Below are 25237 nucleotides of genomic sequence, written 5' to 3'. Positions count from 1 at the left end.
AACCGCGGCCAGCCCAGCGACACACAGCCTGGGCCGCACAGCCGGCACAGCGGCATCCAGCCCGGGTTGCCCAGCCGACACAGCGGCATCCAGCGCGGGCCGCGCGGCGGGCTCGTCCGGGGCCGCCTAGCCTGGGCCGGTGCCCATCGGATGGCGAGCGGCGATGTCCGCCGCGCTCTACGGCGAGGCGGGGTTCTTCGTCGCCGGCGCCGGACCGGCCGCGCACTTCCGGACCAGCGCGCACGGCGTACCGGTGCTGGCCACCGCCGTGCTGCGGCTGCTCGACCGCGTCGACGCCGCGCTCGGCCGGCCCGACCGGCTCGACGTGGTCGACGTCGGCGCCGGCCGGGGCGAACTGCTGACCACCCTCGTCGGGCTCGCCCCGCCCGAGCTGGCCGCCCGGCTCCGGCCCACCGCGGTCGAACTGGCGCCCCGACCCGCCGCGCTCCCCGCCACCGTCGACTGGCGGCCCGACCCGCCGGAGCGGGTGGCCGGGCTGCTGCTCGGCACCGAGTGGCTGGACAACGTACCGCTGGAGGTGGCGACGCCCGGGCCCACCGGCTGGCGTCGGGTGCTGGTCGACCCGGCCACCGGCGCCGAATCGATTGGCGGGCCGGTCGACGCGGCCGAGGCGGACTGGCTGGCCCGCTGGTGGCCCGTGCCGGCGCATCCGGGACCCGCCGACCGGGCCGAGATCGGGCTGTCCCGGGACGCCGCCTGGGCGTCCACGCTGAGCGTGCTGGAACGCGGGCTGGCCCTCGCCGTCGACTACGGGCACCTGCGGGACGGCCGGCCGCCGGCGGGCACCCTCACCGGCTTCCGGGCCGGGCGGCAGGTGCCGCCGGTGCCGGACGGGAGCAGTGACCTGACCGCGCACGTCGCCGTGGACGCGGTCGGCACGGCCGGTGCGGCGGTGGCCGGTACGCCGTACACGCTGGTCCGTCAGCGGGCGGCGCTGCGCGCGCTCGGGGCCGACGGCGCCCGACCCGCGCTGGCGCTGGCCGCCACCGACCCGGCCGGATACGTCCGGGCGCTGGCCCGGGCCTCGACCGCGGCCGAGCTGACCGACCCGGCCGGACTCGGCGCCCACTGGTGGCTGCTGCAACCGGTCGACGTCGACCCGCCCGCCGTCCTCCCGCCCGGGCTGTAAGGAAGGGCCCCTTGTTATCGCTTTCTGTATAGGAAGGGCCCCCTCCTAACCGCGCAGCCCGAGCGCGCACATCGAGCGCACACATCCGGCCGGGACGCCCACCGTGGCACGATGTCGGGCATGACTGCCGACACCGGCGCGCTGCGCGAGCTGACCGTCGGCACCGGGGCGGGCCTCGACACCGCCGACATGGTGCTGAACATCGGGCCCCAGCATCCGTCGACCCACGGCGTGCTCCGGCTCAAACTGGTGCTGGACGGCGAGCGGGTGGTCGCCTGCGAGCCGATCGTCGGCTACATGCACCGGGGCGCGGAAAAGCTCTTCGAGGTACGCGACTACCGGCAGATCATCGTGCTGGCCAACCGGCACGACTGGCTGTCGGCGTTCTCCAACGAGTTGGGCGTGGTGCTAGCGGTCGAGCGGATGATGGGGATCGAGGTGCCGGAGCGGGCCGTCTGGCTGCGCACCGCGCTCGCCGAACTCAACCGGGTGCTCAACCACCTGATGTTCCTCGGCTCCTACCCGCTGGAGATCGGCGCGATCACGCCGGTGTTCTACGCGTTTCGGGAGCGCGAGACGTTGCAAGCGGTGATGGAGGAGGTTTCCGGCGGCCGGATCCACTACATGTTCAACCGGGTCGGCGGGCTCAAGGAGGAGGTGCCGGCCGGCTGGACCGGGCGGGCCCGGGAGGCGATCGGCGAGGTCCGCCGCCGGCTGCCGGACCTGGACAACCTGATCCGCCGCAACGAGATCTTCCTGGCCCGTACGGTCGGGGTCGGGGTGCTCTCCGCCGCCGAGGCCGCCGCCTTCGGCGCCTCCGGCCCGGTGGCCCGGGCCTCCGGCCTGGACCTGGACCTGCGCCGCGACGAGCCCTACCTGGCGTACGGGTCCCTCGACGTGCCCGTGGTCACCAAGTCCACCGGGGACTGTCACGCCCGGTTCGAGGTGCTGCTCGACCAGGTGTACGTCTCCCTCGACCTCGCCGAGCGCTGCCTCCACGAGGTCGACCGGATCGGCGGGCCGGTGAACGTACGGCTGCCCAAGGTGGTGAAGGCACCGGAGGGGCACACGTACGCCTGGACCGAGAACCCGCTCGGCATCAACGGCTACTACCTGGTGTCACGGGGCGAGAAGACCCCGTGGCGGATGAAGCTGCGCACCGCGTCGTACGCCAACGTGCAGGCGCTCGCCACGCTGCTGCCGGGGTGCCTGGTACCGGACCTGATCGCGATCCTCGGCTCGATGTTCTTCGTGGTCGGCGACATCGACAAGTGAGGCCGGGCGGCCGGGCGGCCGCCGTTCCCGGCCCACCATCGCCGACGCCGACGCACCGTCCAGCTACGCCCGGCTCAGCACCCGCCGGCGCCCGGCTCAGCGGTAGCCGTCCGTGCCGTAGCCGTACTCGCCGGCACGTCGGGTCCCGCCCGCCCGGGGTGCCTCGTCCACCGGCGGGTAGCCGTACTCCTCGTCGTCGCGGTGCCGGCGTCCCCGCCGGGCCGGCTCGGGTTCCGGCTGCGGCCGGGCCGGGCCCCACTCGGCGCCGGACGGGGCCCATGCGGCGGTCTGCTCGACGCCACCGGGCGGCAGCGCGGCCGGGCGGGCACGCCGGTCGGCGCCGCCCATCCGGTCCGTCGGCTCCTCGTCGTCCCAGGAGTCGCGGCCCCGGCCGCCCCGGGGCTCGGGGGACCGGTCGTCCTCGTCGGCCCACCGAGCCGGCCCGCGCGGCCCGGCCGGCCGGCGCTCGTCGTCGGCGGCGGACCGGCGGCGGCCCGAGCCGCGCTCGTCGTCCGGCCGCGACTCGCCCCGGCGCACCTCGGCCCAGCGGTCCTCGACCCGCATCTCGGTGCCGGACTCGTCGGTACGCACCGAGGCCCGCCGCTCACCCATCCGGACCTCCTGGCCGCCCTCGTCGTCGCGGACCGACGACCACCGGTCACCGGCCCGCAGGTCGGACCAGTAGGAGTCGTCGGCGGGGTCGCCGGTCTCCAGGTCCGGATCGGGCTCCGCCGACCGGCCGCGCCAGGGCATCTCGCCGAGCTTCATGTCGCCCAGCCGCATGTCGCCGAGGCGCATGCCCGCGAACCGCCGGCCGCCCGAGGAGTCCTCGTCCGGATCGTCGCCCCGACCGCCCGGCGGTCGTCCGGCCGGTTCCTCGTCCCGGTAGCCCCGCTCGTCGCGGTAGCCCCGGTCGTCCCGGTGGCCCCGCTCCTCCCGGTAGTTCCGCTCGTCGCGGTGATGCCGCTCGTCGCGGTGATGCCGCTCGTCGCGGTGGTCCCGGTCGTCGTCGTTGCCCCGGCCGCCGTACGTGCCGCCCCGGGGCGGCCCGCCGCCGTAGGTGCCACCCTGCGGGGCACCGCCGCCGTAGGTGCCACCCTGCGGGGCACCGCCGCCGTAGGTGCCACCCTGCGGGGCACCGCCACCGTAGGTGCCACCCTGCGGGGCACCGCCGCCGTAGGTGCCACCCTGCGGGGCGCCGTAGCCGCCGTACACGCCGCCGCTGCGGGTGTCCTCCTCGTGCGCGCCGACGATGGTGTGCCGGGTGGTCACCTGCACGGTCTCGGTGTGCCGGACCACGCCGCCGGCCAGGTGCGGCCCGGGCGGACCGCTGGCCGGCGACCAGGCCGGGGCGTACTGCCCCGGGGGCATCGCGCTGTGCTGTCCGGGCCGCTGGCCGTGGGCCGGCCCCGGCGGCGGCTCCGCCCGGCCGTACCGGCCCCGCCCCGGGTCGCTCCGCTCCTCGGCGGGATAGCCGCCCTGGTCGTACTCGGCCGCGGGGTGGCGGGGCGGATAGCCGGCGACGTCCGGGCCGCCGTACTCGCGCCCGCGTACCGGCGGGGCCTCCGTACGCGGTGCGTCCGGGCGCCCCGCCTCGACCCGGGCCGCACCGACGCTCGGCGGTCCGGCCGGCGTCCGGCCGGCCGGTGCCGGGTCACCGGGCGCCCAGCCGGCCGAGGGGGCGACGACGGCGCCGCCGACCGGGACCCCGGCCCGGACCGGACCGGTACCGGCCGCGCCCGACGGCGGGCTGGTGGCGGAGGTGTCCTCGGCCGACCCGTTCGCGGCGGGCCGGACGCGGCCCCGCTCGGCACCGCTGCGGCCCGGGTCGGTGGCGGTCCGCAACGCGTCGACCTGGCCCCGCAGCGCCTCGACGTCGCCCTGCACCGTCTGGAGCTTCTCGCCGAAGGCCTTGTGGGTGGCGCGGGCGGCCGTCGCGATGTCGTTGCGGAGTTCGCCGCGCAGATCGTCCAGCTCCTCGATCAGCGTTTCCTCGAGATCCAGCCGGCCGCTCTCCGCGTCGCCCCGCATGGTGATCGACAGTCCGATGAGGACGACCGCCAGCACCGCGAGGACGGCCGCGACCCGCAACGGCCCGTTCCCCTGTCCCACCAGGAGCAGCAGGGCAGCCAGCGGGGCCAGCCCGACGCCGACCCAGAACAGGATCGTCAGCAGGGGTCGACGACGTGACTCCTCGGGGGCCTCCCGGTCTGACATGGAAGTCGAGCCTACCCACAGTTGGCGGCAACCGGAACGCCGGCACATGACCTGCGACGCAACGCCTGGGCAACGCCGGTACCGCCGTCGACGACCGCGGCCGGCACCGCCCGCGGGCGGTGCCGGCCGCGACCTGCGAGCCGGGGTACGCCGGGCTACCTGGCGAGCTCACCGTCGGAGGAGAAGACCAGACCGACGCTGATCTCGCCGCGCCGCAGCGCCGACTTCGTCTGCGACCCACCGGCGTCCAGGGAGCTGAACCGGCCGGCGTTGAAGTTGTAGACCTGGGTCAGCCCGGCCTGGCACTTCGGCCGCTGCGGGCACTCCGGCGGGCCCCCCAGCACGGTCGCCGCGCCGGAGCACTTCGCCGCCAGGTCACTGAGCGTACGCACGCCGTGCTTGTCGGCGAACTCCCTGGTCACCGCGAACGCGTTCTGCGTCTGGGCGGCGGAGGGCTTGCCGAAGCTGAGACCCACCTTCCCGCCCACGTTCTTCAGCCCGTCGACGGTCTGGTTCAGGTCCGGCGAGGAGATCGGCGGGGGCGACGCCGCACCCGGCTTGCCGTTCACCTTGTTGTTGAGGAAGTCCGCCATCGTCGCGGCGTACTCGGGCACGACCTGGATGTCGCCCTTCTCCAGTGCCGGCTCGTACAGCTCGCGGTTGCCGATCTGCTGGACCCGGACCTGGTAGCCGGCCGCGGAGAGCGCGATGCGGTACAGCTCGCCCAGGGTCTGGCTCTCGCTGAAGTTGGCGGCGCCGACGACGATCGAGCCGGTCCCGCCGGTGGGGATCCCGGCGGTCAGGTTGTTGGCGGCGGCGAACTGCTCCGCGGCCACCTTCGCCGTCTTCCGCTCCACGCCGACGGCCCGGTTCAGCCCGATCAGCTTGGGGGTGTCGAGGCTGTCGGAGACCTTGTCGAGCGCGGCGACCAGCTGCGGCTGGGCCGCCTCGCTGTTGATCGCCGGAATGATGTTGTCGCTGTTCTGCAGCTTCTTGTCGTCGTCGAGCACGACGAAGTCGTTGCCGGCCACCGGTGCGCAGCCGGCGCCCTGGGCACCGGTGGCCGGAGCCTGCGTGCCGGACGATCCGGCACCTCCGCAACCGGCCAGGAAACCTGCCGCCGCGACCGCGCTGATCGCGCCGATCGCCAGCCGTGTACGTGCGCGCATGTCGCCCGCCTTCCGTGTCCCGGCGCGACCCCCGGACGGGGCCGGCCGCGTGTCCGACGGGCGACCTTCCGTGTCTCGACCGCCCGCGACCCTCCACGAAACATCTTCTCGTCCGCACCGACAATCCGAGGCGAGCTTTGTCACCAGACCGTCACCGGGAAGGTCACGATCCGCGTCCATTCGGACACGGAGCGCTCAGCAGGGCCCGGAGCGGGCAACGGACGGTCAGGAGCCGGTGATCGCCGCCGCCGCCCGCTGGTCGGCCCGACGGCCACCCCGGCGCAGGGGGCGCGGCGTGACAAACCGCTCGACCAGCGCGAAGACCAGCTCGACCAGGAGGGCGAGCAGGGCGACCAGCAGGCCGCCGGCCAGGATCTGCCCGCCGCCGATCGAGATGCCCAGCCCGAATCCGGCACTGATGATCTGCCCCAGTCCGCCGCCGTTGACGAAGGAGGCCAGGGCGGCGGTCGCCACCACCTGCACGGCGGCGGTACGGAATCCGGCCGCCAGGTAGGGGATTGCCAGCGGCAGTTCCACCCGGCGCAGCAACTGCCCGCCGGAGAGCCCCATCCCCCGCGCCGCCTCCCGGGTCTCCGGGTCGACCTGCCGGATCCCGGTGTACGCGTTCGCCAGCAGGGGCGGCACCGCGAAGACGGCCAGCGCGACGATCACCGGCGGCTTGCCGAAGCCCAGCACGGTCAGCGGCAGGATGCTCAGCAGGGCGATCGTCGGGATGGCCAGGGTGACGTTGGAGATCAGCACCACGAGGCCGCCCCCCCGGCCGGCGTGCCCCAGCCAGAGGCCGACCGGCCAGGCGACCAGGCAGCCCAGCGCGACCGCCGCCGCCGAGATCACCAGATGCTCGCCCAGCCGGTCCAGGATGCCGCCGGGGTTGTTCCAGTTCAGCGGATCGTTGAGCCAGAGGATGGCCTGCTGGAACGGGTTCATCCGGCCACCCGCCGTCGGCTCCAGGGCGTGAGCAGCCGACCCACCGCCGCCAGGATCAGGTCCAGCACCAGAGCCAGGGCCACGCAGAGGATCGTGCCGGTCATGATCTCGGCCTTGAAGGTGTTGTTGCGGAACCCGCCGATGATCAGCTGCCCGAGCCCGCCGTGCCCGACCAGCACCCCGACGGTCACCAGCGCCACCGTCGAGACGGTGGCCAGGCGCAGCCCGGTGAGGATGCCGGGCAGCGCGAGCGGCAGATCGATCCGGATCAGCCGGGCGAGGCGGCCGTACCCCATGCCCTGGGCCGCGTCCCGCACCTCCGCCGGCACCTGGTTCAGCCCGGCGAGGGAGTTCCGGATGATCAGCAGCAGGGCGTAGAGGACCAGCCCGATCAGCACCGTGGTGGTGCCGGTACCCACGTACGGCGCGATGAAGGCGAACAGCGCCAGCGAGGGGACGGTGTACAGCACACCGGAGAATGCGAGAATCGGCCCGGTGAGCGGCCGGAACCAGTACGCGAGCACCGCCAGCGGGATCGCCAGCAGGGCGGCGATCGCCACGGCCTGGGCGGTCAGCGAGGCGTGCTCCCGCAGCGCGGAGAGGATCGTGTCTGAGTTGTCCTGCAGGTACTGCCAGGAGAACCACGGATTCCCCGGGTCTGCCCGGTAGATCGCGCGGAAGGACATACGTGGACGTTACCCCGCCGGCCCATCCCGCCGGACCGGCCGACGCGGCGCGCGCCGCGGCGATCACCCTGGACGGAATCCGCAAGCGGTACCCGGACGGGACCGTCGCCGTCGGCGGCCTCAGCCTGGAGATCAAGGCCGGCGAACTGGTGGTGCTGATCGGCCCGTCCGGGTGCGGCAAGTCGACCGTGCTCCGGATGATCAACCGGTTGATCGAGCCGACGTCGGGACGGATCATGCTCGGCGACGAGGACGTCACCCGGACGGACCCGGTCCAGCTCCGGCGGCGGATCGGCTACGTGATCCAGAACGTCGGGCTCTTCCCGCACCAGACGGTCCGGGCGAACGTCGGCACCGTACCCCGCCTGCTCGGCTGGCCCCGGGCCCGGATCCGGGACCGCGGCGACGAACTGCTCGCCCTGGTCGGCCTCGACCCGGCGACGTTCGGCCCGCGCTACCCGCACGAACTCTCCGGCGGCCAGCGGCAGCGGGTCGGCGTGGCCCGGGCGCTCGCCGCCGACCCGGTCGTGCTGCTGATGGACGAGCCGTTCTCCGCCGTCGACCCGATCGCCCGGGCGCGGCTGCAGGAGGAGTTCCTCCGGCTACAGGCGGAGGTGCGCAAGACGATCGTGCTGGTCACCCACGACCTGGACGAGGCGGTCCGGCTGGGCGACCGGATCGTGGTGCTCTCCCAGGGCGGTCAGCTGGAGCAGTACGCCTCGCCGGCCACCCTGCTCGGCGAGCCGGCGTCGGCGTTCGTCCGGGAGTTCGTCGGCACCGACCGCGCCATCCGGCGGCTCGCGGTCACCCCGGTCACCCCGGAGCTGCTGCGACCGCTGCCGCCCGGCGACCAGAGCGCCGAACTGCCGACCGTGCGGATCGACTCGTCGCTCTACGACGCGCTGGCCGTGCTGCTCCGGACGAACGCCGACGATGCCCGGGTGACCACCCAGCAGGGCGAACCGCTGGGGCTGCTGAGCCGGCACCGGATCCTGAGCATCGACTATCCGGCCGATCCGGTCGGCGACTGACCCGGATCAACGCTCGGGTCAGTGACTCTGCAGGTAGTCGATGAAGGCGGCCCGCAGCAGCGGTTCGGTCTCCTCGTATCCGTGACCGGTGAACTCCCGCCAGAGCGCGACCGCCTCGTCCACGGTCGGCCCGGCCGCGTTCGGGGAGCCGTCCAGCACCGCCGCCTCGTCGGCGTTCGGCAGGTGGCGGAAGACCGACCAGAAGAAGCCGAGATCGCGCCGCTCCCGGGCCAGGGCGAACGCCCGTTCCCGTAACTCCTCCGTGGTCAGGGCGTCCAGTTCGGCGAAGGTGGGGGCGGCACGACCCCCGGAGCCCGATTCGGTCATGACGCCGAGCCTAACCCGGCCCCGGCCGGCTCGTCGGGACGCGGCGCCGCGCACCCCGCCCGGCGCGCACCGGGCACGGCACGCCGGGGTCAGCGGTCGGTCCCACCCCACCGGTCGGCTCCCCACGGGTCGGACCGGTTCTCCGTGGGCTGCTCCGGCAGGGACGAGGTCCAGGCCTCCGGCCGGTCCGCCCGGGGTGGGTCCCAACTCGGCCCCGGCTCGGGCTCGTCGTCCCACTCCGCCATCCCGCCGATCAGCGAGCGCGGCCGGCCGTACGACTCGACGAGCCGGGTCACCACCAGGCCGGCGGCCACCGCGACGGCGGCGACGGCGGCCGGCGCGATGTCGAGGTTCCGCTCGTCGGCGTACCGGATGAAGAGGGCGAGCGCGACGACCGCGAACAGGCCGCCGGTGATCCCGCCCCGCCGCCCGAAGGCGCTGGCGCCGCCGAGCAGCGCCGCCCCCATCGCCAGCCCGGTCCACTCGATGCCGGTGGTCGGCGGCACCGGCCCGCTGCCCCCCGCGGCGAGCAGCACACCGGCCAGCATCGCGAAGACCATCGACAGCACCACCGAGCCCCCGGCGATGATGCCGGCCACCGCGCCCCGGCGGACCGCCGGGTCGCCGACCGGACGGAACCGGCCCAGGGTCCGGCGTACCGCCTTGATGCTGCCGAAGAGCCCGGCGAGTACGGCGGCCGCCGCGAAGCCGCCGAAGAGGTAGAGGGCGTGCCGGGTCGGGTCGTACCCGCCCTGCACGTCGACCGGCCCGGTGCGCTGCTCGATGAAGACCACGACGGCGAGCGCGGCGGCGAGACCGGCCGCCCAGCCGGGCACGTGCAGGCCGGCGACGAGCACCGCGACCAGCAGCCCGAGCGCCACCGCGGCGATCATCGCCGGGATCATCGCGGCCAGCACTCCGCGGTCGGAGTTCTCGGCGAAGTGCAGCGCGGAGGCGACCGCGACCGGTCCCACGGCGAGGTTGGGCGCCCCGGCCCGCAGCGTCGCGCTGGCACCGAGGCTGAGCAGGCCCACCGCGGCGGCGAAGACCAGCAGGCTGTTCAGCTCGTCGCCGCGGATCGCCGCCGGATAGTCCCGGTTGAACAGGAAGACCAGCACCGCCGCCGCCACCAGCAGGACCAGTTCCCAGAGCAGGTGTACGGCGAGCCGGTCCCGGCCGGGCTCACCGTGCGTCGGATCGTCGAAGACGTTCTCCAGCCCGGCCGTCGGTACGCTCCGGCGCCGCCCCGGCTCCGCCGACGCGGCGGGCTCGGCGGCACCGACCGGCTCGCGGTCCATGAACCGGCCGGCGACGTGCCCGCCGGCGGTACGGGGTTCGGCGCCGTCCGGATAGTCGGGGTCGCGGGCGTACCGGGACTCCTCGCGGGCACCCACCGGATCCATCCCGCCGCCGTCGCGCCGCCGATAGATCGAATCGTCGTACGCCATCTCGCGCGCCTCCTGGTGTCGTCCAGTCGACCGGGCCGCGAACATGGCGGGGGTCTCGCGGTCGACCATCCGGCCCGGTCCGGCGGACCGATGGATCCGGGCCGATCGGAGGCACCGTACCCGCGCCCGTACCCGGTCGTCACCCCCGGTGTCCACCGGCGGCCATCCGGGCCGGACTCTCAGCGCTGGCCGTGCCGGTTCAGGCCGTCGTCCTCAGCGTCCCGGTCCGGATCGTCCGGCACCCGGCAGGACCGCTCCAGCCAGAGCGCCGCACCCAGCAACACGAGCGACGCGAACAGGCCGGTGCTGGCCGCCGGTACGTCGTTGACGGCGGCCCGGGTCTGCTCGATCAGCAGCCAGGCGTCCAGGCCGGCGTAGAAGCCGGCGAAGATCGCACCGACCAGTGCCGACGCCTTGGCGAGCACGACGAAGCGGGCCACCGTGAGGGGTTCGACCGGATCCTGCCCCGGTCGCCGCTCGATCCGGGCCCGGGTGTTCGCCGCGGCGTACCCCTCCAGCACCGCCAGCGCCAGCAGCGTGGCGATGGGCAGCCAGGGCAGCGGCGGGATGTGGTTGTAGAAGAGGCTGACCAGGAGCCAGGCCACCGCCGCCGAGGCCAGGCCGGCCACCACCAGCGTGGCGGGTCTGGTCGGACCCATCCGGCCCCGTTCGGACTCCGGCCCGCGCGGCCCGGACTGCCGCCCGGTCATGCCCGCTCCTCGCCCCGGTCGTTCACACCGATCGCTCCCTACGCCTCGCCCGTCAATCCGACTCTATCCGTAGATCGGGTCGGGGGCGCAGGTCCATTACGTCGGTGGCGACCGGCTCGGCGGACATCAGGTCGGTCAGCCACCCGTGGCCGGGCAGCCGCCCGTACGGCTGGATGTCGATCCACGGCCGGAGCACGAACGCCCGCTCGTGGGCCCGGGGATGCGGCAGGGTCAGCTCCGGGTCCTGGCTCAGCACCGGTTCCCCGTCCTCGTCCCAGACCGCGACGACGTCGACGTCGAGGCTGCGCGGGCCGTAGCGCCGCCCGGGGTCGCGGACCCGGCCGGCGGCCTCCTCGGCGGCCCGCGCCCGGTCCAGCCAGTCCCGGGGGCTCGCGGTCGGTCCCGCCACCAGCAGTGCGGCGTTCAGGTACCACGGTTGGTCAGGGTCACCCCAGGGCGGCGTCTCGTAGACCCCGGAGGCCACCAGGAGTACGTCGTGCAGCGAGGTCACCGCGGCGCGCAGGTGGGCCAGCCGGTCACCGAGGTTGCTGCCCAGGGAGAGCACGGCGAGGGTCACCGCTCACCGCCGCCGGGTCAGCGTGACCGCCACGTCGGCGAACTCGTGCCGGATCGGCGCCTGTGGCTTGTGCACGGTCACCGTGCTGGCCGCCACCCGGGGGTCGGCCAGGCACTCGGCGGCGAGCCGCTCGGCCAGCGTCTCGATCAGGTTCACCGGTTCACCGGTCACGACGGCGACCAGCCGGTCGGCCAGTTCGCCGTAGTGGACGGTGTCGGCCACGTCGTCGGAGCGGGCGGCGGGGGCGAGGTCCAGTTCGAGCACCACGTCGACGACGAAGTCCTGACCCTGCTCGCGCTCGAAGTCGTAGACGCCGTGCCGGCCCCGGGCCCGCAGCCCGGTCAGCACGATCCGGTCGCCCGGCCGGCCGGTCACCGCGCCGGCCCCGCCGCCGGTGGCCCGCCGGCCGCCAGCCGGGGAGACCCGCTGGCCCGCCACACCGCCAGGGCGTCCACGGTCTGGCGTACGTCGTGCACCCGTACCCCCCAGGCGCCGGCGGCGACCGCGAGCACGCTGGTCGCGACGGTGGCGGCGGTCCGTTCCGCCGGCGGCCGGGGTGCGCCGTCCGGGCGGGCCAGCAGCGCGCCCAGGTACGACTTGCGGCTGGCGGCGAAGAGGAGCGGGTAGCCGAGCGAGATCAGCTCGGACAACCGGGCGGTGAGCTGCCAGTTGTCGGCCGCCCGTTTGGCGAAGCCGAGCCCGGGGTCGACCACGACGCGGTCGGCGGCGACCCCGGCGGCCAGCGCGTCGGCGACCCGCTGGGCCAGTTCGGCCCGGACGTCGGCGACCACATCGGAGTAGCGCGCCAGTTCCTGCATCCGCTTGGCGTGCCCCCGCCAGTGCATGAGGATCCAGGGGCAGCCCGCCTCGGCGACCACCGTGGCCATGTCCGGGTCGGCGAGCCCACCGGAGACGTCGTTCACCACCGTCGCCCCGGCCGCCAGGGCGGCGGCCGCGACGCCGGCCCGGTAGGTGTCGATGCTCATCGGCACGCCCCGGGCGGCGAGTTCACGGATGACGGGCAGCACCCGGCGGGCCTCGGTCTCGGCGTCGACCCGGTCGGCGCCGGGCCGGGTGGACTCACCACCCACGTCGATCAGGTGCGCACCCTCGTCGTGCATCCGTACGCCGTGCCGCACGGCGGCGTCGAGGTCCGCGTACCGGCCACCGTCCGAGAAGGAGTCCGGGGTGACGTTCAGGACGCCCATCACCACCGGCCGGGGCGAGCGGAGCAGGTGGTCGGGGGCCGTGTCCTGGCCGCCCGGCTCGGCGGGGCGGTGGGCTGACTCGGTCACGGCTAGACGGTACCCACCCCGGCCGCGTTGCCCCTTCGGGCGGGCCGTCGGAGCACGTGAAAACCTGCCCTATCGGGCTGATTCGTGGCACTGAACCCCGCTTGTTCGAAACAGGCACGCGCCGTACGCTCGCATCAGCCAGTTGCCGAAGCTAAAGAGATGGGCCGAATCGGGACATAGGTATCCACAACTCATCACCCTTCGGGGTGATCAGGGAACTAAGGGTCGATCTACCACCCCACGAACGGCCCGGTCCGCAGGACTTGACAACAGTGCGGTGCCTGAAAAGCCGCACCGGGGAGGATTCCGATGTACGCCACGGAGCTGGTGGAGACGGCACTGCCGGTCGCCACGCAGGCGCTCCACACCTTCACCCTCGTCACGGCGGCCGAGCCGGCGCCGGAGGGCATCGACACCGACGGTGTCGTCAGCTTCTTCGCCACGAACATCGCGCCCATCCTGCTCGCCGTACTCGGAGTGATCTTCATCGGCCGGGCGAGCAAGGGCGAGGTCTCCAAGGTGCTGACCAGTTCGGCGATCGCCATCCTGGGCCTGGCCTTCATCGCCGGGGCGGCGACGCTCTTCTTCGTCGGCGACTACCTGATCAACCTGATCTTCGAATAGACCGCGGAGCACGGACATGCGGCTGCGCACCGACGACGACATCTATCGAGCCCGCCTGGTCTACCTCGGCCCGCCCGGCTACACGCTGCCGGTACACCTCCCGTACACCCAGTACGGGCTGTTCATGATCCTGGTCCCTCTCTTCATGTTCATTCACTGGCTGTTCACGCTCCGGGTCGAGCTCATTCCGGCCTGGGAGATCGCCCTCGCGATCGTCACGACCTCGTTCGTCTTCCGGTACGTCGATCCCGACCGCCCCGCCCGCATGGTCATCCGGACCGCGTTGACCGACTGGCGGCGCACCCGCGAACCGGCCGTCGAACAGCGGGACCCGCGCCTGGTCGCGACCCGCGTCCGGATCCGGGAACAGTTGACATGACCGAACGAACCGAGGTGACGGCATGAGCGAGCGAATCGGCCGGCCCAGCGCACACGAGCCTCGCGCCGGCGACACGAGCGGCAGGACATCGGCGTCGACGGTGCTCGCCGGCGGGGCGACGGTATGACCCGCCCCCCTGCGCCGGGTTCCTCCCACCCGGCCGGTCGGCAGACCGACACCAACGGTAACGGTGCGCACGCCTCCGGCTACCCATCGTTCGAGCACGAGGACGACACCGAGTACGACGCCGCGCTGCTCAGCAACACCGGGCACGGGCGGGTGGCGGTCTTCCAGGCGCCGCAACCGCCGGTCCGGGGCCGTACCGCCCCGCCCCCCGGCGCCGAGCCGGCCCGGCCGGCCCCGCCCCCGGAGCTGCCGGACATCGACTCGCCGTTCCTCGACCTCTTCGGGGCCGGGCCGGTCCAGCCGGCGCCCTCCGCCGCGCCGCCGGGCCGTCCGGTGCCCGTCCCACCCGCGCCGCGCCACCCGGTGAACCCGCCCGCGTCCCAGCCCGCGCCGGTCCCGCCCGCACTGCCGCAGCAACCCGCCCGCTGGGGCGACCCGTCCGACGGCACGGTCGGGCATCCGCGGTGGGGGTCCGAGCCGGCCGGCACCCCGGCCCGCCCGGCGACCGTTGGGGCCCGCCCGCTGCCGCGCCCCGCGCCCGCTCCCCGCGAACTCGGGGCGCGGTCCCGCGACATCGAGGTCCTGCCCCCGGACATCGAGCCGCTGCCCGACCTCGACGCCCTGCCCCGGGGCACCGGAGGCGCGACCCGCGCCATCCCGATGCCGGCCCAGCCCGCCGACCCGCCGCCGCACCACATCGACCCGCCGCACCACACCCACCCGCTGCCGCAGCACGAGCCGGTGGCGTACGAGGTCGAGGCGTTCCCCCGGGACGTCGGCGAGATCGCCGCCGCACCGGTCGCGACGCCGCCCCGACCGGCCGCGCCACACCAGCGGGGCGCCGAGCACTCCGGCTACCTGCCGGTGGTCCGCGAGCCGGACGAGCAGCCGGTCCCGGGGCGGCGACCGGACCGGGAGCCGCCGGTCCCGCCGAGGCAGCGACGGCCGAAGTCGAAGCGGACCCAGCCGGCACCGTTGGTCGTGCCGAAGCAGCAGCGGATGCGCCCGCCGAAGCGCTTCGGCGACCGGGATCCGGCGGTCGAGCTGGCGATCACCGAGATCGCCGGGCACGTCACCTTCACCCCGAACACCGTGACCGCCTGGTACTGGCTGCCCGAGGTGCGCTGGGCGTTCCGCCCGGACGCCGAGCGGGAGGCGCTGCTGAGCGCCATCTCCGAGCAGTACGCCGGCCTGGCCGGCTTCCGGCTGCACCTGCGGCGTACCACCCGGCCGTTCCCGGCCGACGAGTGGGCGCGGACGATCGACTCGCACACCCCGCAACCGCTGGGTACCGTCCCCGGGGCGCCGAGCTGGGCCGACCACCTGGTGGCCGCCCAGCGGCACCTGATGTCGGTCAACCACGCCGAGGGGCAGACCTACCTCGGCGTCACGTTCGCCCGCCGGTCGCTGGGCAACTCGCTCGCCGAACGGATGCTGCGGGCCTTCGGCCGGGGCGTCGCCGACGGCGAGCGCCGCAAGCTGGGCCGTACGGTGGAGCAGTTCGACGAGGTCCTCGGTGCGTTCGGCATGCGCGGCCGGCAGGTGACCGCGCAGGAGCTGGAGTGGTTGCTCTACCGCTCGGTGGCGCTCTGCATGGCCCCACCCGGCACGCTCTCCCCGATCACCGACGGGCGCTGGGAGCGCGGCGACCTGCTGGCCCTGACCGAGCAGGTCGAGCGCTACCGCACGCCGTACGGGTCGACGGTGAAGCTGGTCAACCGGATGACCGGCGAGGAGCGGCACGTCGCCGTCCTCGCCGTCGGCCGGATGGAGCCGCTGGAGATCCCCGAGCGGCACGAGCCCTGGCTGCACTTCCACGAGCGGCTGCCGTGGCCGATGGAGCTGTCGACCCGGGTCGACATCCTCGGTCCGGGCGACTCGTTCCGCAACCTCGAACACCGGCTGCGGATGATCCGCTCCCAGCAGCTCGACTACGCCGAGCACGGCATCGACGCCCCGCCGGAGCTGGAGCGGCTGGCCAAGCGGGCCCTGGTGATCGGCGACGAGATGACCACCGGCCTGCCGGTGGAGTCCGCCCGGGCGCACGGCTGGCACCGGATCGCGGTCGGCGGCCGGACCCGGGAGGAGTGTCTGGAACGGGCCCGCCGGCTCATCCAGCTCTACTCGCGGGAGCTGCGCATCTCGTTGCAGCACCCGAAGAACCAGGACTGGCTGGCCCGCGAGTTCATCCCGGGTGAGCCGATCGCGAACACCGGCTACCTGCGCCGGATGCCGGTCAACCTGCTCGCCGCCGCCCTGCCGCAGGCCGCCTCCAACGTCGGCGACCGGCGCGGTGACCTGATCGGCCGTACCGCCGGCACCTGCCGCCGGCCGGTCTTCCTCGACCTGCACTTCCCGATGGAGGTACGCGAGCGCTCCGGGCTCGCCGTCTTCGTCGCCGAGCCCGGTGGCGGAAAGTCGACCCTGCTCGGCGCGCTGGGCTACCTGGCCGCCCGACGCGGCGTCCAGGTGACCCTGCTGGACCCGTCCGGCCCGCTGGCCCGGCTCTGCAACATGCCGGAGCTGCGGCCGTACTCCCGGGTGTTGAACCTGACCGGCTCCGAGCAGGGCACGCTGGCGCCGTACGCGCTGATCCCGACCCCGCTGCGGACCGAGTTCCCGGTGGGCGCGGGCGGCGACCGGGAGTTCCAGATCGCCGTCTCCAACGCCCGGGCCGAGCGCCGGATGCTGGTCCAGGACATCTGCATGATGCTGGTTCCCCCGCAGGTGGCCCGGGAGGCCTCCACCGCGACCCTGCTGCGGCACGCGGTACGCCAGGTGCCGGCCGAGGAGACGTCCACCCTGGACGACGTGGTCGCCTGCCTGGCCGGGCTGGAGGACGAGGGCCGGGAGCTGGCGAACCTGCTGCTGGACACCGCCGAGATGCCGCTCGCGCTGCTCTTCTTCGGCCGCCCGCCGGAGCACCTGCTCGGCGCGGACGCCACGCTGACGGTGATCACGATGGCCGGGCTGCGGCTGCCGGACCTGAAGATCGAGCGGGAGTACTGGTCGGCCGAGGAGGCGCTGGCCCTGCCGATGCTGCACACCGCGCACCGGCTCGCGGTACGGCGCTGCTACGGCGGTGCGATGTCCGCCCGGAAGCTGGTCGGCCTCGACGAGGCGCACTTCATGGAGGGCTGGCGGTCCGGCCGCTCCTTCCTGGTCCGGCTCGCCCGGGACTCCCGGAAGTGGAACCTCGCCGCGCTGGTCTCCTCGCAGAACCCGAAGGACATCCTCGGGCTGGACGTGCAGAACCTGGTCTCCACCGTCTTCGTCGGGCGGATCGCCGAGGACACGGAGATCGCCTCCGAGGCGTTGCGCCTGCTCCGGGTGCCGGTCGACGACGGTTACGAGGCCACCCTCGCCTCGCTGTCCAACGTGGACTCCGCCTCGGCGGACCGGCTCGGCTTCCGGGAGTTCGTGATGCGGGACGTGGACGGCCGGGTGCAGAAGGTACGGGTCGACGTGTCGTACGTCCCGGGCCTGCTCGACCACCTCGACACCACCCCGGTCACGGCCAGGGCCGCGACCTCGAACCTGCCGTCCCCCGTCGCTGACCTGGAGGCGTGACCATGGCGAGGACCGGAGGACGCGTCGCCGCACTGCTCGCCGCCACCGGGATGCTCGCGGCGGCCACCGTGCTCCTGCCGGTCTTCGGCGGCACCGCGACGGCGGCTCCGGTCCTCGCCGGCACGTCCGTCGCGCTGGCCCAGGCGCCGGTCCACGCCCAGGCCAGGGCCGCCCTCTGCACCACCGAGGAGTGGCAGGCCAACTTCCGCGACTGCGTCGAGCGGCTGGAGGACGTCGGCCAGGCGGAACTCAACTGCTACAACCCGCCGACCCCGACCGACCCCTCGACCGGGGTCCCCGGGTTCTTCCTCGGCTCCCAGCCGGAGTCGGCGCAGAAGCCCGGCCGCAAGGGCATGTACGGCGAGTACGGCCTCGGCGGCTACAGCTACGAGACGTACGACGACACCGGTGGCTGCGCCTCGGACGTGATCGACCCCGGCGCGAAGATCATCAACCGGCTCGCCAGCTTCGAGATGAGCACCGCGACCACCATCATCGGCGCCTCGAACGCGGTCCGGGAGCGCGCCTGGGACCCGAGCACGATGTGGGACTGGGCCGATCCGATGGTCGCCCAGGCCACCCGGGCGGTCTACGAACGGGTCTTCAGCGTCTTCGGCATCATCACCCTCTGCGTCGTCGGCCTCTACCTCCTCTGGCGGTCCCGCCAGTCCGACATGAGCAACGCGATGACCACCGCCGGGTGGGCCGTACTGGTGATGGTCGCGGTGACCGCCATCGCCGCCTGGCCGGTGAAGTCGGCGAACATCGCCGACGGGACCCTGATCACCACCCTGGGGGTGGTGCACGAGGCGGTCGGCCCGCGCGCCAAGAGTATCCCGGCGGACCAGTGCGCCGCGCCCAACCCCGCCTCCTGCGCGGACAACCGGCCACCGGCGCTGCGGGCCAGCGACACCGTGACCGAGACGATGCTCTACCGCAACTGGCTGCGCGGCGCGCTCGGCTCCGCCGACAGCGAGACCGCCAAGCGGTACGGCCTAGCCCTCTACGACGCCAAGACGCTGAGCTGGGCCGAGGCGGCGCAGCTCAAGGCGAACCCGGCCAGCCGGACGACGATGATCGAGGCCAAGCAGGACCAGTGGCGGAAGGTCGCCAACCAGATCAAGACCGAGGACCCGGAGGCGTACGAGTACCTGCGCGGCGCCCGGGACTCGGACCGGATGGGCAGCGGCCTGATCGCCATCCTGGCCGCCGCGCTCTTCGCGATGTTCGACCTGACCGCCTCGCTGCTGGTGCTGCTCGGCTTCCTGCTGTTCCGCTGGGCGGTCATCGCGGCCCCGATCCTCGGCACCGTCGGGCTGATGCGCCCGGCCAGTGCCGGGCTGCGCCGGCTCGGCAACGCGGTGGTGGCCGCCGTGTTCAACATCGCCATCTTCGGCACCGGCGCCGCCGTCTACCTCTTCGCGGTCGACCTGATCATGAGCACCCCCACCCTGCCGGGTTGGCTGCAGGTGGTGCTGGTCTGGCTCTGTGGCGTGGTCGGCTGGCTGCTGCTGCGCCCGTACCGGCGGATCACCCAGCTGGGCGGCAAGGACAGCACCGAGGTGGTCGGCTCCGCCGGCTCGTGGCACCGCCGGTTCTTCCGGGACATGCGGGCCGCCTCCCGGCTCGACCCCGACGCCGACGTCGACGTCCGGGTGAAGAGCCGCACCCTGGTGATCCAGCAGTTCAACACCCGGCCGGAGGCCCGGCACGAGGACCCGTCACACGCCGCCGAGAGCCGGCCGGACGGTGTGGAGCGGACGCCCGAGCGGGTCGGTGCGGCCGAGCCCGCGGAGCCGCACCGGCCCGGCCCCACGGCAGCGCCGTCGCGGCGCCGGGCGGGCGAGTGGACCGAGCCGGACGTGCCGGCGGAGCGGCCGTCCTACGTCATCTACCGGCCGGGGTCGGCCGAGCCGGCGCCGGAGCCGAAACCGGCGTCGAGCCCCCGGATTCGGTCCGAGGCCCGGTGAGCGCGGTGCGGCGGGCGATCGAGTTCCTGTTCACCCGGGTGCTGCGGTCCCGGCTCGGCGTGGCGCTCCTGCTCGGGGTGGTGATCCTCGGCATCGTCGGGGCGGCCCGGCTGCTCTCCGGGTCGATCGGCGACATCGCCGACGGGGTCCGGGGCCCGGCCCAGCCCATCGTCACCGAGGACCCGGAGGCCGGTGACGACGGGCTGACCGTCACCGTCGACCCGACCCCGTACACGAGTCCGGGCGCCCCGGTGCCGGCGGCGGTGGCCCGGTCCTTCGGCACCGCCTGGGTCGCCCACCGGGGCGTGACCGCGCAGCGCTGGCTCGACGAACTGCTGCCGCTGGCCACCCCCGAGCTGGCGGAGAAGCTCACCGGCGTCGACCCGGCGGGCGTACCGGCCGACCGGTTGACCGGCGACCCGGTCGTCATCCCCCGCAGCGACAGCCTGGTCGAGGTGACCATCCCGGTGGACTCCGGCGAACTCCGGCTCGGCCTGCTGGCGACCGAGGGCCGGTGGCGGGTGGACACGGTGGACTGGAGCCGGGGATGACCGTGCGGCGGGAGGGTCGGGGATGAGCGGGACGGGACGGGTCAGGCGGCCGAGACGACCGGTCGCCCTCGCGGTGGTGCTGACCGCGGCCATCGCCCTGCTCTGCTGCACCGGCGGGACCGGGGCGGTGGTCATCACGCAGCTCGCCGGGGCGGAGGAGGACAACCTGGCGATGAACGCCTTCGGCTGCGGCGTCGACACCGAGATCGAGGTGGACGGCGACCTGCCGCTGGTCGCCCCGTACGGCCGGGCGCAGATGCGCAACGCCGCCGTCATCATCCGGGTCGGCAAGGAGATGAAGGTGCCGCCCCGGGGGTGGGTGATCGCGATCGCCACCGCGATGCAGGAGTCCGGCCTCGCCAACCTGCCGCACCTGGGTGCGGACAACGACCACGACTCGCAGGGAATGTTCCAGCAGCGGCCCAGCATGGGCTGGGGCACCCCGGCGCAGGTACGCGATCCCGCGTACGCGTCGCGGAAGTTCTACGAGAGGCTGGTGCGGGTCGACAACTGGCAGCGCCGGCCGCTGACCGTCGCGGCGCAGCGGGTGCAGCGCAGCGCCTTCCCCGACGCGTACGCCAAGCACGAGCCGATCGCGACGCAGATCGTGAACGCGTTGACCGGCGGCGCGGCGCGGGCCACCGGGGACACCACGGAGCTGCGCTGCACCACCGGCGCGGACATCGCCGCGTCGGGCTGGACCGCCCCGATTCCCGGTGCGGTCGGCTCGGGGTTCCGTAGCACCCGGCGGCCGAACCACCAGGGTGTGGACATCGGGGCGCGCAAGGGCGTCGACATCCGCGCCGCGGCGGCCGGCCGGGTGGTGGTGTCCCACTGCGACCCGGACAACCGGGGACGGCTGAGCTGCGACGTCGACGGCCATCCCGGCAAGGGCGGCTGCGGCTGGTACGTCGACATCCTGCACGCCGGGAACGTCATCACCCGGTACTGCCACATGGTCCGGGCGCCCCTGGTACGCAAGAATCAGCTGGTGGAGGCCGGACAGGTGATCGGCAAGGTGGGATCGAGCGGCAACTCGTCCGGCCCGCACCTGCACTTCGAGGTCCACCTGCGCGGCGACCGGAGCAAGCGCGGCGCGACCGACCCGGTGCCGTTCATGCGGGAACGGGGCGCGCCGCTCAAGGGCCACGGTTGAGCCGGCGGTCCCGTCCATGAGCCACGATCCCCTGCCGGATCCGTTCGCCGGCCAGCCGGACTGGGCCCCGGCGCCGCCCCGACCGATCGTGATCGCGGCGGCGGGCGGCCGGGTCGAGCTGCGCGGCCGGCGGGTCCTCGTCGGCCTGCCCGGCCTCGGCTGGCGGGCTGACCTGCGCGCGGACGAGCGCGTGGTGCAGGGCAGTCGCACCTACGTGCCGGTGCTGGCCGAGCACGAGTGGTACCGGGCGGAGGCGGAGCAGGTCGAGGTCTTCGCTCCGCTCGTGCCGGCCGACCGGGTCTGGGTGGAGACGCTGGGTGAGCGCCCGTCCGCGGTGGTACCGGGCCAGACCCGGGCCGACGTGCTGTCCCGGCTGGTGTCGCTGGACGCGCCGACGCACCGCCCACCGCTGCCGGTGGTGGAGGCGGACGCGGTCTCCGGCCGGCGGGTGGTGCAGGTGGACGAGGGCGTCGAGCGCCGCGACCTGCGCGCGGTCACCGAGGTCCACACCAGCGCCGAGGGTGACATCTGCGTACGGGTCACCTCGGAGCTGGAGTGGTACCGCTGGGGGTGGAGCGGCCGGCCGCCCACCACCCTGGAGGTGCCGGTGCACCTGCTCTGGATCGAGTGAGGCGACGGGAGATCCGCACCCCGGGAAGGTGGGTCCGGTCAGCCGGCCGGGGCGGCCTGGCAGACCCGCCAGCCATCCTCCTCGCGCACGGTGAACCGCCACCGCTGGTGGTCGACCTGGAAGAGCCCGCCCTCCGCGTAGCGGATCTGCAACTCCACGGAGACCTCGGCGGAGGAGTCCTGCTTCCGCACGTCCAGCGGGCCCCACTTGACGTCGAAGGTGACCTGGAAGCGCTGCTCCCGGGCCCGCAGCTCGGAGCGGAGGCTGTGCAGGTCGCCCAGGGACGACTCGGCGCAGACCATCTGGTCGGCGAGCACGTCGTTGCGGTCGACGAGGTAGGCGCGCAGGTAGCTGTCGACCACCACGTCCGGGGCGCTGCGGTCGGGCGCGGTGAACCGGTCGTACGCGACGTACGCGACGGCGGCGCCGCCGAGGCAGAGGAGCGCCAGCGCGCCACCGACCACCGCCAGGGCGAGGCGCAGCCGCCGCCGTGGCGGAGGTGCCGGTGGCGGTGCGACCGGCTCGGGGACGGCCTGTCCGGGCGGGGTCCGCTGGGTGGGTACGCGGGTCACCTGGGAATCGGCCGGGGGGTGCACTGATTCCACACCCCGAGGCTAGCCGCTGGGGCGCCGGGACCCAATGGCCCCGAATTCCAGCTTGATAACCAAAAGGGGGCAAGATGGGCACTATTGCCGGCACCGGCGGGTCGCACCGCCCCGCGTACCGGCGCAGCTCCCCGGGAATGACAGTCCGCTGGGTTACCGTCTCAGTCCAGGACGGGGCGCCGGCCACAAGCGACAGGAGTTGGCTGCGGTGGACAGCTGGAGGGCACGGGCCAGCCAGGCCGCCGCGCTGCACCGGCGCGCCGCCGCCACCGCCGCCGCCGCCGGCGTGGTGCTGGACGCCACCCGGCCCGCCCCCGCCGACCAGCGCGAGCAGCACGAGCTGGCCGAGCGGCTGCGCGCCGCGGCGGGCCTGCTGACCCCGGGCTGGCTCGGCGCACCGCTGGACGCCCAGTCCGAGGAGGCCCCGCTGGGCGGGCCCGGGCTGCCGGCCTTCGTCCGGATCGGCATCGCCCAACCGCTCGACGACGCGCGCTTCCCGGCGGTGGTCCCGCTGCTCGGCACCGGCCACCTCACCGTCGACGCGGACAGCCGGGATCCGAGGGTCGCCGGCCTGCTCCGGGCCGTACTGCTGCGCCTGCTGGCGGCCGCCCCCGCCGGCTCGCTGCTGGTCCGGGCCGTGGACGCGGCCACAGCGGGCCAGGTCTTCGCCCCGTTCGGGCCGCTGGCGGACGCCGGCCTGATGCCGCCGCCGGTCACCGACCACGCCGGGCTGCGGGCCGTGCTGGCCGAGGTGGAGCAGTGGGTACGGCCACCGCGTCGGGCCGCCACCCGTCGCAACCGGCACGACCGGACGCTGCTGCTGGTCATCGGTTCGCTGCCGGAGTTGACCGAGGGAGCCGACCTGCTCCGGATCGGCGCGCTGGCCGAGCAGGGGCCGGAGGCGGGACTGCACCTGATCGTGGCGGGCTGGCCACCGCCACCGTTGACCGCCGAGACCACGCAGCCGCCGCTGGCCCGGACCACCATGATCACAGTGCGCAACCCGTACGCGGTGGTCGGCGACCCGCCCGGCGGATCGTTCGGCAGCCCGGGCCCGTACCTCCCCTCGACCGGGCTCAACGCGCCGGTCTTCCTCGACGAGGCTCCCCCGCCCCGGCTGCTGGACCGGGTCTGCCGCGAGCTGGCCGCCCGGTTCGAGGCCGACTACCACCGCACCCTCGACGACCTGCTGCCCGACCCCGCCGACGGGTGGGCGTCCAGCGCCGCCGAGGGGCTCACCACCACCGTCGGACACGACGGGGAGCGGTCGGTGACGCTGACCTTCGACGAGCGCACCCCGCACTGGCTGATCGGCGGCCGGCCCGGTGCCGGCCGGAGTGCGTTCCTGGTCAACGTGCTCTACGGCCTCTGCGCCCGGTACCGACCGGACGAGCTGGCACTGCACCTGCTCAGCTTCGCCGACGGCGCCCAGTTCACCGACTTCGCGCCGGACGGGCCCGGCGAGGGTGGCGGGGCCGGGTTCGCCGGGCCGTGGCTGCCGCACGTCCGGCTGGTCGGCACCCGGGTCGACCGGGACCACGCCCTCGCCGTGCTGCGCGAACTCGACGCCGAACTCGACCGCCGGGCCGCCGGCGCCGGCACCGGACCGGAGGACCGGCGGTGGCACCGGGTCGTCTGCGTGCTGGACGAGTTTCCGGTGCTGCTCGGCGGGGACGACGAGGTGGCCGTCGAGGCGCTCGCCCGGCTGGAGTCACTGGCCCGCCGTGGCCGCCTGTACGGCGTACACCTGATCCTGACCGGTCGTCCGGCGCCGGCCCTGGCTCCGCTGCGCGCCCGGCGGGATTCCGTCTTCGCCCAGTTCCCGGTGCGGGTGGCGCTGCCCGGCGGTACGGACGTGCTGGAGCCGACCAACGACTCGGCGGCCGGCCTGCCGCTGGGCGCCGCCGTGGTCAACACCGCCGGCGGGCTGGGCGGGCCGCGCGGCGCGACCCGGGGGCACGAGCGGGTGGTCCGGTTCCCCGACCCGCACCTCGACGGCCACACCCTCACCGCCCTGCGGCACCGGCTGTGGGCGCAGCGGCCCGCCAGCACGTCCGAGCCGGTCACCTTCTCCGGCCGGCCGGTCCCGCGCCCCGGGGACGAGCCCGACGTCGGGTGCCCGGTCGCCGAGCCGCAGCGTCCCGCCGACCTCGACGGCCCCGGCACGTCCGCCGGCCCAGGCAACCGCACCGGCCCCGGTGAACGGGCCGGGCCCGGCCCGGTCGACCTGGCCGGCCCCGCAGGCCCCGGTCGGCCCGACCCGGGCGGGCCGGCGCCGGCCGGGGTGACCGTGCCGTCCGCCAGACGGCCGGAGGGGGGAGCATGAGCACCGACCCGTGGCAGGACTACCTCGCGGCGGCGCGACGGCTCGACGCCGTCCGGCAGGCCGCGACCAGTGCCGCCGGGCAGCAGGCACAGGGGGTGCAGAGCGCTCGGCAGGAGCTGACCGGGGTACGGGCCCGACTGGTGCCGCAACAGACCCGGCTGCGCGCGCTGGGCGTACCGGAGCGGGAGCTGCTGCCGTCGGAGCCGGAGGTGGCGGCGGCCGGGCAGGCGATGGCGGCCGGTCCGGAGGCGGTCCTGGCGGCGCTGCGGGAGGCCCGGGCGGCGGCCGACGCCGCCGACGCCGCGACGTTCCCGGCCGGCATGGGGCCGCTGCCCTGGCCGGCCGACTGGCGGCGATTCCTCCTGCTGTACGGGTCGGCGGCGCTGGTCCTGCTGGTGGTGCTCGCCGCCGTCTGCCTGGTCGGCGTGGCCGCCCTACGCAACTGACTCCCCGCCCGCCGGGCGGG

At 74.6% G+C, this 25237-nt stretch carries 23 protein-coding genes; 12 read left to right on the top strand and 11 right to left on the bottom strand.

Annotated elements, in window-relative coordinates:
- The first annotated feature begins 139 nt into the window (after nucleotides 1-139).
- Both ACQEUR_RS08315 and ACQEUR_RS08310 read left to right on the top strand, forming a co-directional pair.
- Nucleotides 140-1150: an SAM-dependent methyltransferase gene (locus ACQEUR_RS08315; protein WP_433027911.1), complete on the top strand. Its 1011-nt coding sequence runs from the start codon at nucleotides 140-142 to the stop codon at nucleotides 1148-1150.
- A 111-nt stretch (nucleotides 1151-1261) separates the two neighbouring features.
- Nucleotides 1262-2425: an NADH-quinone oxidoreductase subunit D gene (locus ACQEUR_RS08310; protein ID WP_433027909.1), complete on the top strand. Its 1164-nt coding sequence runs from the start codon at nucleotides 1262-1264 to the stop codon at nucleotides 2423-2425.
- A gap of 96 nt (nucleotides 2426-2521) precedes the next feature.
- On the opposite strand, the gene ACQEUR_RS08305 is transcribed toward ACQEUR_RS08310, so the two are convergent.
- The 4 genes from ACQEUR_RS08305 to ACQEUR_RS08290 all read right to left on the bottom strand — a co-directional run bounded on the left by ACQEUR_RS08305 (nucleotide 2522) and on the right by ACQEUR_RS08290 (nucleotide 7445).
- Entirely contained in the window at nucleotides 2522-4642 is a 2121-nt protein-coding gene (locus ACQEUR_RS08305; protein WP_433027906.1) for a hypothetical protein, read from the bottom strand.
- Between the two features lie 155 nt (nucleotides 4643-4797).
- Nucleotides 4798-5811: a glycine betaine ABC transporter substrate-binding protein gene (locus ACQEUR_RS08300; protein ID WP_433027903.1), complete on the bottom strand. Its 1014-nt coding sequence runs from the start codon at nucleotides 5809-5811 to the stop codon at nucleotides 4798-4800.
- Nucleotides 5812-6036: 225 nt separating this feature from the next.
- Nucleotides 6037-6759, bottom strand: coding sequence for an ABC transporter permease (locus ACQEUR_RS08295; protein ID WP_433027900.1), 723 nt, complete (start codon nucleotides 6757-6759; stop codon nucleotides 6037-6039).
- Complete coding sequence (locus tag ACQEUR_RS08290; protein ID WP_433027897.1) at nucleotides 6756-7445, bottom strand: ABC transporter permease; 690 nt, start codon at nucleotides 7443-7445, stop codon at nucleotides 6756-6758. The genes ACQEUR_RS08295 and ACQEUR_RS08290 overlap by 4 nt, the downstream gene beginning before the upstream one ends.
- A gap of 2 nt (nucleotides 7446-7447) precedes the next feature.
- Here ACQEUR_RS08290 and ACQEUR_RS08285 point away from each other — a divergent pair, with 2 nt between their 5' ends.
- The gene (locus ACQEUR_RS08285) at nucleotides 7448-8476 is read left to right on the top strand and encodes an ABC transporter ATP-binding protein (protein ID WP_433027893.1); all 1029 of its coding nucleotides are present in this window, start codon (nucleotides 7448-7450) and stop codon (nucleotides 8474-8476) included.
- A gap of 18 nt (nucleotides 8477-8494) precedes the next feature.
- Here the strand turns inward: ACQEUR_RS08285 and ACQEUR_RS08280 are convergent, their stop codons facing one another.
- From ACQEUR_RS08280 to folP, 6 genes are all read right to left on the bottom strand, one after another.
- Complete coding sequence (locus tag ACQEUR_RS08280) at nucleotides 8495-8803, bottom strand: hypothetical protein (protein ID WP_433027890.1); 309 nt, start codon at nucleotides 8801-8803, stop codon at nucleotides 8495-8497.
- Nucleotides 8804-8892: 89 nt separating this feature from the next.
- Complete coding sequence (locus ACQEUR_RS08275; protein WP_433027887.1) at nucleotides 8893-10251, bottom strand: ABC transporter permease; 1359 nt, start codon at nucleotides 10249-10251, stop codon at nucleotides 8893-8895.
- A 179-nt stretch (nucleotides 10252-10430) separates the two neighbouring features.
- The gene (locus tag ACQEUR_RS08270; protein WP_433027884.1) at nucleotides 10431-10961 is read right to left on the bottom strand and encodes a DUF3180 domain-containing protein; all 531 of its coding nucleotides are present in this window, start codon (nucleotides 10959-10961) and stop codon (nucleotides 10431-10433) included.
- A 52-nt stretch (nucleotides 10962-11013) separates the two neighbouring features.
- Complete coding sequence (gene folK / locus ACQEUR_RS08265; protein WP_433027881.1) at nucleotides 11014-11538, bottom strand: 2-amino-4-hydroxy-6-hydroxymethyldihydropteridine diphosphokinase; 525 nt, start codon at nucleotides 11536-11538, stop codon at nucleotides 11014-11016.
- A gap of 3 nt (nucleotides 11539-11541) precedes the next feature.
- Nucleotides 11542-11913 (bottom strand): dihydroneopterin aldolase, encoded by a 372-nt coding sequence (gene folB, locus ACQEUR_RS08260; protein WP_433027878.1) that lies wholly within the window; start codon nucleotides 11911-11913, stop codon nucleotides 11542-11544.
- Nucleotides 11910-12746 (bottom strand): dihydropteroate synthase, encoded by an 837-nt coding sequence (gene folP / locus ACQEUR_RS08255; RefSeq protein ID WP_433028951.1) that lies wholly within the window; start codon nucleotides 12744-12746, stop codon nucleotides 11910-11912. Before folP ends, folB begins: the two co-directional genes overlap by 4 nt.
- Nucleotides 12747-13142: 396 nt before the next feature.
- On the opposite strand from folP, the gene ACQEUR_RS08250 reads away from it, so the two are divergent.
- The 7 genes from ACQEUR_RS08250 (at nucleotide 13143) to ACQEUR_RS08220 (ending at nucleotide 21840) form a co-directional block, all read left to right on the top strand.
- The gene (locus ACQEUR_RS08250) at nucleotides 13143-13457 is read left to right on the top strand and encodes a hypothetical protein (protein WP_433027875.1); all 315 of its coding nucleotides are present in this window, start codon (nucleotides 13143-13145) and stop codon (nucleotides 13455-13457) included.
- Nucleotides 13458-13473: 16 nt separating this feature from the next.
- Nucleotides 13474-13836 (top strand): hypothetical protein, encoded by a 363-nt coding sequence (locus ACQEUR_RS08245; protein ID WP_433027872.1) that lies wholly within the window; start codon nucleotides 13474-13476, stop codon nucleotides 13834-13836.
- 123 nt (nucleotides 13837-13959) lie between these two features.
- Nucleotides 13960-17532: an ATP-binding protein gene (locus ACQEUR_RS08240; RefSeq protein ID WP_433027870.1), complete on the top strand. Its 3573-nt coding sequence runs from the start codon at nucleotides 13960-13962 to the stop codon at nucleotides 17530-17532.
- Between the two features lie 2 nt (nucleotides 17533-17534).
- Nucleotides 17535-19502 (top strand): MFS transporter, encoded by a 1968-nt coding sequence (locus tag ACQEUR_RS08235; protein ID WP_433027867.1) that lies wholly within the window; start codon nucleotides 17535-17537, stop codon nucleotides 19500-19502.
- Nucleotides 19499-20053, top strand: a complete 555-nt coding sequence (locus ACQEUR_RS08230; RefSeq protein WP_433027864.1) for a hypothetical protein — start codon at nucleotides 19499-19501, stop codon at nucleotides 20051-20053. Before ACQEUR_RS08235 ends, ACQEUR_RS08230 begins: the two co-directional genes overlap by 4 nt.
- Before the next feature lie 22 nt (nucleotides 20054-20075).
- Complete coding sequence (locus tag ACQEUR_RS08225) at nucleotides 20076-21209, top strand: M23 family metallopeptidase (RefSeq protein ID WP_433027861.1); 1134 nt, start codon at nucleotides 20076-20078, stop codon at nucleotides 21207-21209.
- Nucleotides 21210-21225: 16 nt separating this feature from the next.
- Complete coding sequence (locus tag ACQEUR_RS08220; protein WP_433027858.1) at nucleotides 21226-21840, top strand: hypothetical protein; 615 nt, start codon at nucleotides 21226-21228, stop codon at nucleotides 21838-21840.
- Nucleotides 21841-21878: 38 nt separating this feature from the next.
- On the opposite strand, the gene ACQEUR_RS08215 is transcribed toward ACQEUR_RS08220, so the two are convergent.
- Nucleotides 21879-22445: a hypothetical protein gene (locus ACQEUR_RS08215; protein ID WP_433027855.1), complete on the bottom strand. Its 567-nt coding sequence runs from the start codon at nucleotides 22443-22445 to the stop codon at nucleotides 21879-21881.
- A gap of 199 nt (nucleotides 22446-22644) precedes the next feature.
- Here ACQEUR_RS08215 and ACQEUR_RS08210 point away from each other — a divergent pair, with 199 nt between their 5' ends.
- Both ACQEUR_RS08210 and ACQEUR_RS08205 read left to right on the top strand, forming a co-directional pair.
- Nucleotides 22645-24771 (top strand): FtsK/SpoIIIE domain-containing protein, encoded by a 2127-nt coding sequence (locus ACQEUR_RS08210; RefSeq protein WP_433027852.1) that lies wholly within the window; start codon nucleotides 22645-22647, stop codon nucleotides 24769-24771.
- Nucleotides 24768-25217 carry a hypothetical protein gene (locus ACQEUR_RS08205; protein WP_433027849.1) on the top strand — a complete coding sequence of 150 codons (450 nt, stop codon included), beginning with the start codon at nucleotides 24768-24770 and terminating at the stop codon, nucleotides 25215-25217. The genes ACQEUR_RS08210 and ACQEUR_RS08205 overlap by 4 nt, the downstream gene beginning before the upstream one ends.
- The last annotated feature ends 20 nt before the right edge of the window (nucleotides 25218-25237 follow it).

The organism is Plantactinospora sp. CA-290183 (genome assembly GCF_050936375.1).
In the GTDB taxonomy this organism is placed as follows: domain Bacteria; phylum Actinomycetota; class Actinomycetes; order Mycobacteriales; family Micromonosporaceae; genus Plantactinospora.
This window is presented reverse-complemented; position numbering and strand designations above follow the sequence as displayed.

What these genes read in the sequence shown, in the direction of transcription:
- ACQEUR_RS08270 (WP_433027884.1), bottom strand. Translation starts at nt 10,961, where the DNA reads ATGACCGGGCGGCAGTCCGGGCCGCGCGGGCCGGAGTCCGAACGGGGC.
- ACQEUR_RS08245 (WP_433027872.1), top strand. Translation starts at nt 13,474, where the DNA reads ATGCGGCTGCGCACCGACGACGACATCTATCGAGCCCGCCTGGTCTAC.
- ACQEUR_RS08300 (WP_433027903.1), bottom strand. Translation starts at nt 5,811, where the DNA reads ATGCGCGCACGTACACGGCTGGCGATCGGCGCGATCAGCGCGGTCGCG.
- ACQEUR_RS08240 (WP_433027870.1), top strand. Translation starts at nt 13,960, where the DNA reads ATGACCCGCCCCCCTGCGCCGGGTTCCTCCCACCCGGCCGGTCGGCAG.
- ACQEUR_RS08290 (WP_433027897.1), bottom strand. Translation starts at nt 7,445, where the DNA reads ATGTCCTTCCGCGCGATCTACCGGGCAGACCCGGGGAATCCGTGGTTC.
- ACQEUR_RS08235 (WP_433027867.1), top strand. Translation starts at nt 17,535, where the DNA reads ATGGCGAGGACCGGAGGACGCGTCGCCGCACTGCTCGCCGCCACCGGG.
- ACQEUR_RS08225 (WP_433027861.1), top strand. Translation starts at nt 20,076, where the DNA reads ATGAGCGGGACGGGACGGGTCAGGCGGCCGAGACGACCGGTCGCCCTC.
- ACQEUR_RS08310 (WP_433027909.1), top strand. Translation starts at nt 1,262, where the DNA reads ATGTCGGGCATGACTGCCGACACCGGCGCGCTGCGCGAGCTGACCGTC.
- ACQEUR_RS08295 (WP_433027900.1), bottom strand. Translation starts at nt 6,759, where the DNA reads ATGAACCCGTTCCAGCAGGCCATCCTCTGGCTCAACGATCCGCTGAAC.
- ACQEUR_RS08250 (WP_433027875.1), top strand. Translation starts at nt 13,143, where the DNA reads ATGTACGCCACGGAGCTGGTGGAGACGGCACTGCCGGTCGCCACGCAG.
- folP (WP_433028951.1), bottom strand. Translation starts at nt 12,746, where the DNA reads ATGGGCGTCCTGAACGTCACCCCGGACTCCTTCTCGGACGGTGGCCGG.
- ACQEUR_RS08205 (WP_433027849.1), top strand. Translation starts at nt 24,768, where the DNA reads ATGAGCACCGACCCGTGGCAGGACTACCTCGCGGCGGCGCGACGGCTC.
- ACQEUR_RS08220 (WP_433027858.1), top strand. Translation starts at nt 21,226, where the DNA reads ATGAGCCACGATCCCCTGCCGGATCCGTTCGCCGGCCAGCCGGACTGG.
- ACQEUR_RS08280 (WP_433027890.1), bottom strand. Translation starts at nt 8,803, where the DNA reads ATGACCGAATCGGGCTCCGGGGGTCGTGCCGCCCCCACCTTCGCCGAA.
- ACQEUR_RS08305 (WP_433027906.1), bottom strand. Translation starts at nt 4,642, where the DNA reads ATGTCAGACCGGGAGGCCCCCGAGGAGTCACGTCGTCGACCCCTGCTG.
- ACQEUR_RS08275 (WP_433027887.1), bottom strand. Translation starts at nt 10,251, where the DNA reads ATGGCGTACGACGATTCGATCTATCGGCGGCGCGACGGCGGCGGGATG.